The 12,164-nt window shown below is 67.1% G+C and carries 12 protein-coding genes and 1 riboswitch; of the genes, 4 read left to right on the top strand and 8 right to left on the bottom strand.

All coding sequences use genetic code 11. The annotated features are described in order from the left end of the window. Nucleotides 1-79: 79 nt before the first annotated feature. Entirely contained in the window at nucleotides 80-730 is a 651-nt protein-coding gene (locus ABS767_RS17145; RefSeq protein WP_408080585.1) for a hypothetical protein, read from the top strand. Here the strand turns inward: ABS767_RS17145 and ABS767_RS17140 are convergent. Then, nucleotides 717-1,442 (bottom strand): polysaccharide deacetylase family protein, encoded by a 726-nt coding sequence (locus ABS767_RS17140; protein ID WP_408080583.1) that lies wholly within the window; start codon nucleotides 1,440-1,442, stop codon nucleotides 717-719. The genes ABS767_RS17145 and ABS767_RS17140 overlap by 14 nt on opposite strands. After that, the gene (soxR, locus tag ABS767_RS17135) at nucleotides 1,439-1,897 is read right to left on the bottom strand and encodes a redox-sensitive transcriptional activator SoxR (RefSeq protein ID WP_408080581.1); all 459 of its coding nucleotides are present in this window, start codon (nucleotides 1,895-1,897) and stop codon (nucleotides 1,439-1,441) included. Before soxR ends, ABS767_RS17140 begins: the two co-directional genes overlap by 4 nt. Before the next feature lie 81 nt (nucleotides 1,898-1,978). Between soxR and ABS767_RS17130 the strand changes: the two genes are divergently transcribed. Next, complete coding sequence (locus ABS767_RS17130) at nucleotides 1,979-2,353, top strand: VOC family protein (protein ID WP_408080579.1); 375 nt, start codon at nucleotides 1,979-1,981, stop codon at nucleotides 2,351-2,353. On the opposite strand, the gene ybaL is transcribed toward ABS767_RS17130, so the two are convergent. The 4 genes from ybaL to trmD all read right to left on the bottom strand — a co-directional run bounded on the left by ybaL (nucleotide 2,344) and on the right by trmD (nucleotide 5,819). Further along, nucleotides 2,344-3,984 (bottom strand): YbaL family putative K(+) efflux transporter, encoded by a 1,641-nt coding sequence (gene ybaL, locus ABS767_RS17125; RefSeq protein ID WP_408080577.1) that lies wholly within the window; start codon nucleotides 3,982-3,984, stop codon nucleotides 2,344-2,346. The two genes, ABS767_RS17130 and ybaL, sit on opposite strands and share 10 nt — an antisense overlap. Before the next feature lie 214 nt (nucleotides 3,985-4,198). Further along, nucleotides 4,199-4,588 (bottom strand): hypothetical protein, encoded by a 390-nt coding sequence (locus ABS767_RS17120; protein ID WP_408080575.1) that lies wholly within the window; start codon nucleotides 4,586-4,588, stop codon nucleotides 4,199-4,201. Between the two features lie 107 nt (nucleotides 4,589-4,695). Beyond that, the gene (gene rplS / locus ABS767_RS17115) at nucleotides 4,696-5,088 is read right to left on the bottom strand and encodes a 50S ribosomal protein L19 (RefSeq protein WP_408080759.1); all 393 of its coding nucleotides are present in this window, start codon (nucleotides 5,086-5,088) and stop codon (nucleotides 4,696-4,698) included. A gap of 2 nt (nucleotides 5,089-5,090) precedes the next feature. Continuing rightward, the gene (trmD, locus tag ABS767_RS17110; RefSeq protein ID WP_408080573.1) at nucleotides 5,091-5,819 is read right to left on the bottom strand and encodes a tRNA (guanosine(37)-N1)-methyltransferase TrmD; all 729 of its coding nucleotides are present in this window, start codon (nucleotides 5,817-5,819) and stop codon (nucleotides 5,091-5,093) included. Nucleotides 5,820-5,863: 44 nt separating this feature from the next. Between trmD and ABS767_RS17105 the strand changes: the two genes are divergently transcribed. Continuing rightward, nucleotides 5,864-6,772, top strand: a complete 909-nt coding sequence (locus ABS767_RS17105) for an NAD(P)/FAD-dependent oxidoreductase (protein ID WP_408080571.1) — start codon at nucleotides 5,864-5,866, stop codon at nucleotides 6,770-6,772. Between the two features lie 213 nt (nucleotides 6,773-6,985). Here ABS767_RS17105 and ABS767_RS17100 read toward each other — a convergent pair whose 3' ends face one another. Both ABS767_RS17100 and ABS767_RS17095 read right to left on the bottom strand, forming a co-directional pair. Then, on the bottom strand, nucleotides 6,986-8,065 hold the full coding sequence (locus tag ABS767_RS17100) for a GIN domain-containing protein (protein WP_408080569.1): 1,080 nt from the start codon (nucleotides 8,063-8,065) through the stop codon (nucleotides 6,986-6,988). Nucleotides 8,066-8,142: 77 nt separating this feature from the next. After that, a complete protein-coding gene (locus ABS767_RS17095) occupies nucleotides 8,143-9,639 on the bottom strand; it encodes a serine hydrolase domain-containing protein (protein WP_408080567.1) in 1,497 nt (498 codons plus the stop codon). Between the two features lie 146 nt (nucleotides 9,640-9,785). Then, a riboswitch (cobalamin riboswitch) is annotated at nucleotides 9,786-10,006 on the top strand. Between the two features lie 185 nt (nucleotides 10,007-10,191). On the opposite strand from ABS767_RS17095, the gene ABS767_RS17090 reads away from it, so the two are divergent. Beyond that, a complete protein-coding gene (locus ABS767_RS17090) occupies nucleotides 10,192-12,126 on the top strand; it encodes a TonB-dependent receptor plug domain-containing protein (RefSeq protein ID WP_408080565.1) in 1,935 nt (644 codons plus the stop codon). The last annotated feature ends 38 nt before the right edge of the window (nucleotides 12,127-12,164 follow it).

Here is a 12,164-nt window from a genome sequence, read left to right as displayed (position 1 = left end):
CCAGCGTTATCGCGGCGACGGTAGCGCGGTAAAGCCCCGCCGCTTGCGTCGCGCCGCGGCCGCACTTATCGAACGCGCCATGCAGATCATCGGCAATTTCCAGCAGGACGGGCATGCGCATGTCCAGGGGCTGCTTCCGCGCGAAGTGTGCAACGCGTTCCTGCGGCAGCTTCAGGACCATCTCGGGCGGACCGGGACCCGACTGGGACAGATCGAGAAGGAATCGGCGATCCTCAAGCGGGGCGCGCCCGAACTGTACGGGTTCGATTATCCGCCGATGCTGACGCTGCTATGGGGCCTCACCCCGACGATCGCGGAGATCGCCGGCCGCGAGCTGCTGCCGACCTACAGCTATCTGCGGATCTATCGCGAGGGGGACATCTGTCGCGTGCATTCCGATCGCCCGTCGTGCGAGGTGAGCCTGTCGCTCACGCTCGACTATAGCGACGGCGTGGCGTGGCCGCTGGAGGTGTCGGAGCACCGCGCGGAGCTGTCGCAGCTGGAGATCGAGGACGGGTTCGACGGTCCCTATCGCGGCTGGGAGATGGAGCCGGGCGATGGCGTGATCTATGACGGCGTCCACCTGCGCCATGGCCGCACCCAGCCCAACCCCAATGGCTGGTCCGCGCACCTGTTCCTCCACTGGGTCGAGCGCGACGGGCGCTATGCCAGCCACGCCTTCGACCGCAACCGCGATCAGGGCAAGCCGGTCAACTTCACCTTCGGCTGATTGCATCCGCGCGGCCGCGCGCCGCGAGGTCGCTCACCGTGACGATGCGGAATCCGCGGGACTTCAGCCCCGTCAGCACGTGCGGCAGGGCCTCGCGCTCGATCGTGCGGCTGGCGTACATCGGGTGGATCAGGATGATCGAGCCCGGTCGTGCCGCGGCGACCACCGCATCGGCATAGGCGCGCGCGCCGCCGGGCCGGGCGACGGGCTCCTCGAAATCCCACATCGCGATCGTCTTGCCATCGAGCGCGCGGGCGAGGCCGGTGAATTTGATGCCGTAAGGTGGCCGGAACAGCTTGGGTTGTGGTGCCCCCGCAGCCGCGATCGCGCGATCGGTGTGCGCGAGCGCGTCGCGATAGGCGGTAGAAAAGGGCGAAATCATGCGGCGGTGATCGAAGCTGTGATTGCCGACTTCATGCCCCGCTGCAGCGATGCGGCGCACGCCGTCGGGATAGGATTCCACCTCTGCCCCGATCACGAAGAAGGTGGCGCGCGCGCCGTGCTTCGCGAGGACCGGGAGGATGGCGTCGAGACCCGCGCGGGTCGGCCCGTCGTCGAAGCTGAGCGCGACCAGCTTTTCATCGCTTTCGATCCGGCACAGGACCGGGGCGCCGAACGCCCAGCAGCGTGCCTGCATCGCCGCCTTCAGGCCCCAGGCGGCGCCCGTCAGCGTTACGACCAGAGCCGTCGCGACGATCCAACGGCGCTTCACTCGGGGGCCCCCGCCTGCCCCAGCACATAGCGCGGTCCCGCACCTTCCGCCGCCGCCGCGTCATCGGGGTTATACAAGCCGCATTTACGCAGCGAGAGGCAGCCGCAGCCGATGCATTCGTCGAGCTTCTCGCGCGTGCGCTCGAGCAACGCGATGCGACGGTCGATCTCCGCGCGGAAATGGCGGCTGATGCGGTTCCAATCGGCCTGGGTCGGGGTGCGACCGTGCGGCAGCCGCGACAGTTCCGCAGCGATTTCCTGGACCGTCAGCCCGAGCCGCTGTGCGATCAGCGCGAAGGACAGGCGGCGAATGTCGGAACGCAGGAAGCGACGCTGGTTGCCACGCGTGCGGATCGGTTCGACCAGCCCGCGGCTCTCGTAGAAGCGGATCGCGGAGACCGTCAGGCCGGTGCGTGCCGCAAGGTCGCCGATGGTGAGGAGTTCGTTGCCGCGCATGGACAGATTTTCCGTTTGACCTCAACTTAAGTTGAGGTTGTAGCGGAGTCGGGCACTCACGCAAACCGCAAAGGAAACGCCATGCCCACGACCTTCATCGAACATGTCAATCTGACCGTGACCAACCCGGCACGCACCGCGAAGCTGATGCAGCATCTGTTCGGCTGGCATATCCGCTGGCAGGGACCGGCGCGCGACGGCGGGACGTCGATCCATGTCGGCGACGAGCGCCTCTATCTGGCGCTCTACGCGCCGCCGGCGCAGGCCGAGCGGCGCTACCCCAAAGGCCGGCCGCTCAACCATGTCGGGATCGTCGTCGACGATCTCGATGCGATCGAGGCCAAGGTCGCCGCGGCCGGCCTCACGCCGTTCGAGCATGGCGACTATGACCCGGGGCGGCGCTTCTACTTTCTCGACTTCGACGGGATCGAGTTCGAGATCGTGTCCTATGCGTGACGCTTCAGCGGAACCGCACACAGGCTGAGCATCCGGCTGGCGATCTCGCGCTCGCCCATCACCACGTCGCCCGCGCCGCGCGCTTCGAGATAGTCCACCTCGGCATCCGAATGGGCGCGGGCGACGATGGCGATGTCCGGATTGATGGCGCGCGCGGCCTCGATCACCGCGCCGCCCTCAAACCCCTCCGGAATCGCGATCAGCAGCTTCGCGGCGCGGTCGACGCCCGCCGCCTTCAGCGCCTCGGGATCGACGGCGTTGCCGCGGACGACGTCGAGCCCCTCCCCCTTCGCCGCGTTCGCCGTATCGGTCTGATCCTCGATCAGGATGAAGGGCCGCTTGCGCGCGAGCAGGTCCTGCGCGATCAGCTTGCCGACCCGGCCATAGCCGACCAGCACGACATGGTCGGTCCGGTCGCCGGTATCCGCAGGCGGCTCGATCGGGTCGGTCTGCGCCTGCCGACGCGGAACCAGCCAGTTGAAGATGAAGGGGTTGGCGAGGATCGACAGCAGCGCGCCGGCGAGGATCAGGTCGCGCCCCTCTGGCGGAAGGATCTGAAGGCTGACGCCCAGCCCGGCGAGGATGAACGAAAATTCGCCGATCTGCGCCAGGCTGGCGGCGGCAGTGATCGCGATGCGGTGCGAGCGGCCGAGCGCGCGGACGATGCCATAGGCGATCACCGACTTGCCGAACACGATGATCAGCACCGTGGCGAGCAGTGGGAGCGGCTGTTCGACCACGACCGCCGGGTTGAACAACATGCCGACCGAGACGAAGAACAGCACCGCAAAGGCGTCACGCAGCGGCAGCGTCTCCTCGGTCGCCTGGCGGCTGAGCGGGGTTTCGCCGAGGATCATGCCGGCGAAGAAGGCGCCGAGCGCGAAGGAGACGTCGAACACCACCGCCGCGCCGAACGCGACGCCGAGCGCGATCGCGAGCACCGCGAGGCGGAACAGCTCGCGTGATCCGGTGTGCACCACCCAATGCAGCGCGAGCGGGATGACCCGCCGTGCGACGAGCAGCATCACGACGAGGAAGCCGGTCACCTTGAACGCGGTCTGCGCCAGCGGAACGAGGATCGCGTCCCACGTCATCGGCCCGTCGCCCTGCATCACCTCCGCCAGCGCCGGGAGCAGCACGAGCGCAAGCACCATCACCAGATCCTCGACGATCAGCCAGCCGACCGCGATGCGTCCACGCTCGGTATCGACGATGCCGAAGCCCTGCAGGCCGCGCAGCAGCACCACGGTGCTGGCGACGGAGAGCGCGAGGCCGAAGACGAACCCAGCGAGCGGGTCCCAACCGAGCGCCCAGGCCAGCGCCATGCCCATCAGCACTGCGGAGGCGATCTGCCCGATCGCGCCGGGTACGGCGATCTTGCGCACCGCGAGCAGGTCGCGCAGCGAGAAGTGCAGGCCAACGCCGAACATCAGCAGGATGACGCCGATCTCGGCCAGTTCGGCGGCGAGATTGCCGTCGGCGACGAAGCCGGGGGTGAACGGCCCGACCATGATTCCGGCAAGCAGATAGCCGGCGATCGGTGAGACCTTCAGCTTGTGGGCGATCGACCCCATGATGAAGGCGATGACGAGCCCCGCGACGATGGTGGCGATGAGGGGGGTGTGGTGCATAGGCTGGCTGGCGTCCCTGTTGTCGCCCGGACCGCAGCGCGCGGCCCGGGCGGCGCGGTCAGCCCTGCGTCCCGCCGATCACCAGCGCGGCGGCGGCGGCACTCGCCACTACACCGCCCCACACGATCGGCGCGAACCACCAGGGAGGCCGCTTCTTCTTCTGGTCCATGACAAAATCTCCCGAAACCGCCGTGGCCGGCGAAGGGGTGGAATGTCAGGCCGCCGGAGGGCCGCGCGGGGTGCCGGGGAGGACGGCGTGGGGATGAAGTGAGGGCGTCGAGGCGCGTGCGGCGACGCGCATATGGGCCGGGCGGACAGCCTCGGTTCGAGCCGGAGCTAGCCCCATAGCTGCGGTCGTGTCCGATCCGGCGGCGGGGCCATCGTCGCGGCGCACGACCTCTGCGGTGACACGGGGTGCCGGGCGGATCGGCTTGAGCACGACCGATGTGGTCGCGGGGTTGAATGCCGAGCCGAGCGCCGTGGTGCGGGGCATCCCGCCGCTGAGCAGCGAGGAGGCGAGTGCGACCAGCAACGCCAGCCAAAGCGCCGCGTCCCGGATGGTACGGGTGGCGCCGAGGCCGAGGGGAATTGCGCGGGTCTTCACGCCCTTAATCTAGGGACGCCGGCGCCGGAATCAAACAGCGCCGGAAACGAACGGGGCGCGAAAGCTTTCGCCCCCGCGCCCCGCGCTTGTTCAAGCCTGCGTGCCGATTACTCGGCGGCAGCGGTGCCCTTGGCCGGACGCGGGTCGCGGCGCTCGGCGATGCGCGCCGACTTGCCGGTGCGGCCGCGCAGATAATAGAGCTTCGCACGACGCACGACGCCGCGACGGACGACTTCGATGCTGTCGATGTTCGGCGAATAAAGGGGGAAGACGCGCTCGACGCCCTCGCCGAACGAAATCTTGCGGACGGTGAAGTTGCTGCCCATGCCCTTGTTGGCGCGGGCGATGCAGACGCCTTCATAGTTCTGAACGCGGGTGCGCTCGCCTTCGACGACCTTCACGCCGACCTTGACGGTGTCGCCGGGGCGGAATTCGGGGATCTTCTTGTCGGCCAGGAACTTCGCGACGTTCTCGGCCTCGATCTGCTGGATGAGGTTCATGCTCATTCGTCCTTCTTTTGCCGCGCGCCAGAGGGAGACTGGACCCGAGCGCCCTCATGGCGCTCCCAAAGATCCGGCCTCCTTAGCCGTGTATCGGTCTCGGCCTGTTGCTTTCGCCAGGCCGCGATCCGCGCATGATCCCCCGATCGCAGCACTTGCGGGATCATATGCCCTTCCCATTCGACGGGTCGGGTGTACTGCGGATATTCGAGGAGGCCGCTTTCGAAGCTTTCCTCGACTCCGCTGGAAGGCGCGCCCATTACGCCGGGAAGCAGCCGAATGCAAGCATCGAGCAGCACCAGCGCGCCCATCTCGCCGCCCGACAGGACGTAGTCCCCGATCGACACCGGTTCGATGTTGCGCGCCTCGAACAGGCGCTCGTCAAACCCCTCGAACCGGCCGCACAGGATCGAGACGCCGGGACCGGCGGCGAGCGAGCGGACGCGGTCCTGCGTCAGCGGGGCGCCGCGCGGGGTCATCGCCAGCATCGGGCGGTCGTAACCCACGCTGTCACAGGCGGCGGCGAGGATATCGGGCTTGAGCACCATCCCTGCCCCGCCGCCTGCCGGAGTATCGTCCACGGTGCGGTGCCTGTCGGTCGCGAAATCGCGGATCTGGACGGTATCGAGGCCCCACTTGCCCTCGTTCAGCGCGCGTCCGGCAATGGAAATGCCGAGCGGACCGGGAAACATCTCCGGGTAAAGCGTTAGGACGGTGGCGGCGAAGGTCATTGCGCCTGTTCGCCGCTTGGACGGTGATTGGCAAGGGAGCGGGCATGGAAGACTGTATCATCGTCGGCGCGGGGCCGGCCGGGCTGACGGCGGCGATCTATCTGGCGCGCTATCACCTGTCGATCCGGCTGTTCGATTGCGGATCGAGCCGCGCGGCGCTGATCCCGCGCACGCACAACCATGCCGGCTATCCCGAGGGGATCGAGGGCGTCGAGTTGCTGCGGCGGATGCTGGCGCAGGCGGAAAAGTATGGCGCGGTGCGCGAGCCGGCGAAGGTCACGCGGATCGAGCCGGCCGACGAGGGCTTCATCGTCCATGCGGGCGAGCGGAGCTTCCACGCGCGATCGGTGCTGCTGGCGACGGGCGTGGTCAATCACCGGCCCAAGGGAATGGAGGATGCGGTGCACGATCCGGCGCTGGCGAGCGGCCTGCTGCGCTATTGCCCGGTGTGCGACGGATATGAGGTGACCGACAAGCGCGTCGGGGTGATCGGCACCGGCGATCACGGGATGCGCGAGGCGCTGTTCCTGCGCGGCTTCACCCGCGACGTGACGCTGATCGCACCGGACATGGAGCACCGGCTGGACGATGCGTGCCTGGCCAAGCTGGACGAAGCGGGGATCGCGCGGGTCGACGGGCCGTGCGGCGGCTATGGAATCGAAGGCGAGCGGATCGCGGTGGAGACGGCGGAAGGCCGGATGACGTTCGACAGCATCTACCCAGCGCTGGGATCGCGCATCCGCTCCGACCTGGCGGTCGCTGCGGGCGCGGCGGCGACCGAGGAAGGGTGCCTGGAGGTGGACGACCACCAGCGCACGTCGATCCCCGGGCTGTTCGCAGCGGGCGACGTAGTGCTGGGGCTGGACCAGATCAGCAATGCGATGGGACAGGCCGGGGTCGCGTCGACGACGATCCGGAACATGCTGAGCGAGCAGCGGCCGATCCGGCGGTAGTGCGGGGCGAAAGCTGACAAAGTTACGGGCAACGCGCGCGATTCTGTCAGCTTTGGGCGGCGTGGCGGCGCGGTTTCGAAGGCTGAAGGGGGTGTCCGGGTTCGACATCGGACATTGCAGATATGCTGGATCGGGGGTTGTAGGAAAGGCAATTATATCCTTGCGGCGGAAGCAGAGGACCATGGGACAAGAGCTGTCGCTATTTCAGATCGTTCATCGACATTCGATCAGGCGCGAGTCGGCTGGTTGCGTGACACAGGTCGCCCCACCGACGACTTCGACGCGTCCACTTCCAACCGAAGAGATGTTCGCTGTGCCGGACACGTTCGCGTAACTCGAACCAGATCCTCCGATCGCGATGTGAGCGTTCTTCACCCGCAAGCGCATCGCATCGATGGAACCCGATCCTCCCACCGCATATGTCGCCTCTCGGGCCACACCCTCCGCCGATATGCTACCTGCGCCGCCCGTCGTCAGTCGAATCCGCTCGACGTCCAGTCCAGTCGCTTTCACCATTCCAGAGCCCGCTGTGGCGGCCACAAACGTCTCCCCGCGAACTCCGTAGACTTCGACGATCGCAGCGCCATCGAGATTCACCGAACTGAGACGCGATGTGGACACGGTAATGTTCACACCTGAGCCGGGATTCCAACTCCAGGTTGCGCCTTCGCGAAAGCGGATCGAGAGGGCACCGTTTTCAACGGCTAGGATCGTGTCGGCCAGCAAGGCAGGGGGCCCCTGAAGCAGAACTTCATCCGGCTCATCGGTGACCATGACGGTAACCTGGAACGGCCCTGAAACCTTCAATCGCTCAAAGCTAGGCACGGCAATCGAGCGGGTTTGATAGGGGCTGGGGTTTGCCTCGGCAGCAGTCGATGGTGCCACTTGACCAGCGGACTTGTCGGAGCGATCCGGAAGCGGATTCACGCTCGAAAAGGACAGGACAGTGGCAGCAGCGGCGACGAGGATCACGAGCAACACTCCGGCATAAGTCAGCCAACTGTTCGGACTGAGCGGCCGGAAGAAACGCTGCGTCGTGGTCGGTCCGGCCACCCCCAATTCGTTGGGTCCCATATTATGTGGGGGTACCGACTCTGCCTCCCGCAGGATGCGCGCAGCTTCCCGGCTGCTCGAAACCTCCAAATGTCGCCGGGCTTCGCGGAGATGCTCGGTCACAGTGTGGACGGAGATACCAAGTTCGCGGCCAATCGATTTGGCATCATACCCGTTCAGAAGAAGTCGAAGTATCTCCTTTTGCCGGGGCGTAAGCTTATGGACGGCGGCGACACGCATTCGAAGACCATATCCCCAAAGATGCTTATGCCCGCAACGGGGCGTTTGCCGCCGGTCCGCCTAGACGGTGTCCGCCCTCAATCCGGCCGTGGCGCAAACCGCAGCGCCTGGATCGCGGGCGGGTTGGTTGGGCTGAGCAGGATCTGGCCATCCAGCTTGCCCTTCGCGCAGTTCCAGCGGAAGGCGGTCGTGAGGTTGCCGGTCGGGAAGAGCGGTTCGGCGGTTGGGCAGTCGCCGACCAGCGCCTTGATCCGCGCGAATTCCGTTCGCCAGTGGGCGGCGTCGCGGTCCATCAGGAAGTTCATCGCGAGCTTGCCGTCGAGCGGCTTGAGGTCGCCTGTGGCATAGGCGGCGCGGGCGGCGTCCTGCATTTGCGCCAGCAGCGGGTTGAGCGGGAGCTCGCGGGGCTCGGCCGCCCCTGCCCGCGCCAGTGCCCATAGCGACTGCCAGACCGGCACGGCGGGGGCGGTATAGGTCTTGTTGGTGAAGGCGAAGGCGGCGATGCCGCGTTCCGGCGCCAGCACGAGGAAGCTGCCATAGCCGGGGAAGCCGCCCCCATGCGCGAGGGTGAGGCCGAGGTCGCAATCGGGCGTCACCCGCATCCCCTTGCCATAGGCGACGGCATGGACGCATTTGTCCCCTTCCGGCGCGCCGCGGCGCGGGCCGATCTGGACGAAGTTGAGGCCCTGCGCCAGCTCGCGCACGGTGGCGCGCTTGACCGGCCCGGTCTCCGCCCCGTCGCGCGGCGGCCAGGCCGAGAGGAGGAAGCCGATCCATTTGGCGTAATCGTTGGCGGTGGTGATGATGCCGCCCATCGCCCCGAACGCGCCGTCGCGCATGCGCGGTTCCTCGACCCACTTCTCATCCTGCCAGCGATAGCCGAGCGCTAGCTTGTCCTGCGGCACCTGCGCGATGTCGTAGGTCGTGGCGGTCATGCCCAGCGGCTGCAGGATCGTGCCCGCGATGTAGCGCTGATAGGGCTGACCCGAGACGTTGGTGACGATCCGGCCGAGCAGCGCATAGCCGAAGTTGGAATATTCGTGGCTCATCTGCCCGGTGCGACTCCACGGTACGCCGGCGGCGATCATCTTCGTGAAGTCGGCTTCGCTCAGCACCTGTTGCCGGTCGCCCCATGGATCGTCGGTGACCATGCCGCCGACATGCGCGAGCAGATCGCGGATGCGGATGCGCGGGCTGTCGGTCGTCGGATAGGTCCAGCCGCGCATTTCGGGGATGTGCGTTTCGGCGAGATCGTCGAGTCGCAGCTTGCCGTCGTCGCGCAGCTTGAGGATCGCGAGCGCGGTGAACGCCTTGCTCATCGACGCGATGCGGAAGCGGGTGTCGAAGGTGACCGGTACGCCGCCGGGGGTCTGCGTGCCGACCGTCGAGGACATGGCCGGCTTGCCGTCCTTGATCACCATAAAAACCATGCCGGGGCTTGGGTTCTGATCGCGATATCTGGCGAACAGCGCGTCGACCTCCGCGACCTGAGCGGCGGGGATCTGGCTGGCCGGCACCTGCGCGAGGGCAGGCAGCGGAGCGAGCAGGGCGAGCGACAGGGCGGCGCGGATCATCATGCCTGCCAAGCAATCAGGAAAACGCGACGCGGGGAAGCCTCAATCGCCGATGTCAGGACGAATGCGATATAAAGAATTCTTTATGTCTTGCCGCCGCGGACTCACGCGCCTATTGGGCCGGGCGAGGATCGGGGGCAACCCCGCGCCTCGATGATCGCGCCGGTGCCCCGAAAGGGGCTTAAAACGGGAATGCGGTGCGGACGGGCGACCGTCCAACTCCGCAGCTGTCCCTGCAACTGTAAGCGGCGAGCGCGATGCACTGGTTCCCCGCGAGGGAACAGCCACTGGGCCATGCGGCCCGGGAAGGCCGTGCATCACGCCCTGACCCGCGAGCCAGGAGACCTGCCAGCGCACCGGTCGCTCTTGCCTTGGTCCAGGGGATGGCCACGGCACGGTAGTTCTCCGTCTGAGCGACGACCCAAGCGGCCGGGGCCGCTTCGGTGCGCGCGTCAGGCGATTCCAGCGCCCGTCTGCCACAGCGCACCGGTCGTTCGCAGCTGCGGACGACAGGCCCCTGCCCTCGCTCGTTCAGGCGCGGGGGGAATACCAATGTTGAAGACCGGTTTCGTTTCACTGATCGCCATCGCCGCGGCGTCGCCCGCGCTCGCCAATTCCGACGCTGCCGACGCGCCCGACGACGTCGTCGTCACCGCCTCGCGCTCCGGCGAGGAAGTGCGCGTGGAGGACGTCCCCGCATCGATCACGGTGATCGACGCGCAGGCGCTGGAGGACCGCCAGACGCGGATCGTTTCCGACGTGCTGCGCGACGTGCCGGGTATCGCAGTCAATCGCACCGGCGGGATCGGCAGCCTGACGCAGATCCGGGTGCGCGGCACCGAGGCGAACCATGTGCTGGTGCTGGTCGACGGGATCGAGGTCGCCGACCCCTATCAGGGCGAATATGATTTCGGCACGCTGATCGCCGATCCAGCCGCGCGGATCGAGGTGCTGCGCGGGCAGCAATCGTCGCTCTACGGATCGGACGCGATCGGCGGCGTGATCCACTACATCACCCTGTCGGGCGCCGAGGCGCCCGGCTTCAGCGCGCGCGCGAAGGCCGGGTCGTTCGGCACGGTGAGCGCCGCGGCGCGCGCGGCGGGTGCATCGGACGCGTTCGACTATGCGCTGACCGCAAGCTGGCTGCACAGCGACGGCGTCCCCACCGCGCGCGGGGGCAGCCGCAAGGTCGGCGCGGACAGCGTCGGCGCGAGCGTGAAGCTCAACTGGCGCCCGACCGAGACGTTCAAGCTGACCGGCGTGCTGCGCTACAGCCATACCGATGCCGATACCAACAACACCGATGGCGACCCGACCAGCCCGACCTTTGGCACCACGATCGACAGCCCCGGCGTGTATTTCGTCAACGATGCGATCTACGGCCTGTTGAGCGCCGAGCTGACCGCGCTCGACGGGCGCTGGACCAACACGCTCACCGGGCAATTCTCCGACACCGAGCGCACCAACTATTCGCCGTTCGGGGTCGATTATGGCGACAAGGGCCAACGCTACAAGGGATCGTTCGTGTCGAGCCTGCGCTTCGGAAGCGATGCGGTGAGCCACCGCGTGACCGGTGCGGTGGATGTCGAGCGGGAGGATTATCGCAACACCACGCCGTCGAGCGGGTCGCCGTTCGACGCGTTCACCGGCAAGCGCAGCACCACCAATGTCGGGCTGGTCGGCCAGTATGAGCTGACCGCGGGCGGGCTCGCGCTTGGTGGATCGGTGCGGCACGACGACAATGACCGCTTCGCCAATGCGACGACGTGGCGCGTGCAGGGCGGCTATCGCCTCGCCACCGGAACGCGGCTGCGCGCCGCCTATGGCACCGGCGTCAAGAACCCCGGCTATTACGAGCTCTATGGCTATTCGGACGGCCGCTATATCGGCAACCCGGACCTCAAGCCCGAACAGTCGAAGGGCTGGGAAGCCGGGGTCGATCAGGAGTTGCTGGACGGCAAGGTCAGCTTCGGCGCGACCTATTTCGACACGGTGCTGACCGACGAGATCTATACCAGCTATCCCGCGCCGACCTTCGTCGCGACCCCGGCCAACCGCGCGACCGAGTCCAAGCAGCACGGCGTCGAGCTGTTCGCGAGCGCGCGCCCGATCCCGCAGCTGCGGCTCGACGCGAGCTACACGCATGTCGATGCGCAGGAAAATGGCGTCGAGGAGGTGCGGCGCCCCGGCGACATCGCCAGCTTCAACGCGACCTTCGCAAGCGCGGACGAGCGGTTTTCGACCACGCTGACGGTGCGGCACAATGGGCGGTTCGTCGATATCGCCTATACCGATCCGAGCTATGTGCCGGTGCGCGTGTCGATGAAGCCCTACACGCTGGTCAATCTCGCCGCGCGCTATCGCGTGACCGAGACGATCCAGCTGTTCGGCCGCGTCGAGAATCTGTTCGACGTCGATTACGAGGAAATCTTCGGCACTGCGACCTCCGGGATCGGTGCCTATGGCGGCGTGCGCGTAGCGTTCTGATGCACGCCGGCAGCCTCGTCAGCGGGCTGCCTTGGGCG

It is taken from the genome of Sphingomonas plantiphila, from assembly GCF_046000505.1.
Classification (GTDB): Bacteria; Pseudomonadota; Alphaproteobacteria; order Sphingomonadales; family Sphingomonadaceae; genus Sphingomonas; species Sphingomonas plantiphila.
The sequence above is the reverse complement of the archived record's forward strand: the minus strand, read 5'-3'. Positions and strand labels throughout refer to the sequence as shown.

Coding starts and splice junctions, on each gene's coding strand:
- ABS767_RS17145 (WP_408080585.1), top strand. CDS start 80: ATGCAGATCATCGGCAATTTCCAGCAGGACGGGCATGCGCATGTCCAG.
- soxR (WP_408080581.1), bottom strand. CDS start 1,897: ATGCGCGGCAACGAACTCCTCACCATCGGCGACCTTGCGGCACGCACC.
- ABS767_RS17130 (WP_408080579.1), top strand. CDS start 1,979: ATGCCCACGACCTTCATCGAACATGTCAATCTGACCGTGACCAACCCG.
- ybaL (WP_408080577.1), bottom strand. CDS start 3,984: ATGCACCACACCCCCCTCATCGCCACCATCGTCGCGGGGCTCGTCATC.
- rplS (WP_408080759.1), bottom strand. CDS start 5,088: ATGAACCTCATCCAGCAGATCGAGGCCGAGAACGTCGCGAAGTTCCTG.
- trmD (WP_408080573.1), bottom strand. CDS start 5,819: ATGACCTTCGCCGCCACCGTCCTAACGCTTTACCCGGAGATGTTTCCC.
- ABS767_RS17105 (WP_408080571.1), top strand. CDS start 5,864: ATGGAAGACTGTATCATCGTCGGCGCGGGGCCGGCCGGGCTGACGGCG.
- ABS767_RS17100 (WP_408080569.1), bottom strand. CDS start 8,065: ATGCGTGTCGCCGCCGTCCATAAGCTTACGCCCCGGCAAAAGGAGATA.
- ABS767_RS17095 (WP_408080567.1), bottom strand. CDS start 9,639: ATGATCCGCGCCGCCCTGTCGCTCGCCCTGCTCGCTCCGCTGCCTGCC.
- ABS767_RS17090 (WP_408080565.1), top strand. CDS start 10,192: ATGTTGAAGACCGGTTTCGTTTCACTGATCGCCATCGCCGCGGCGTCG.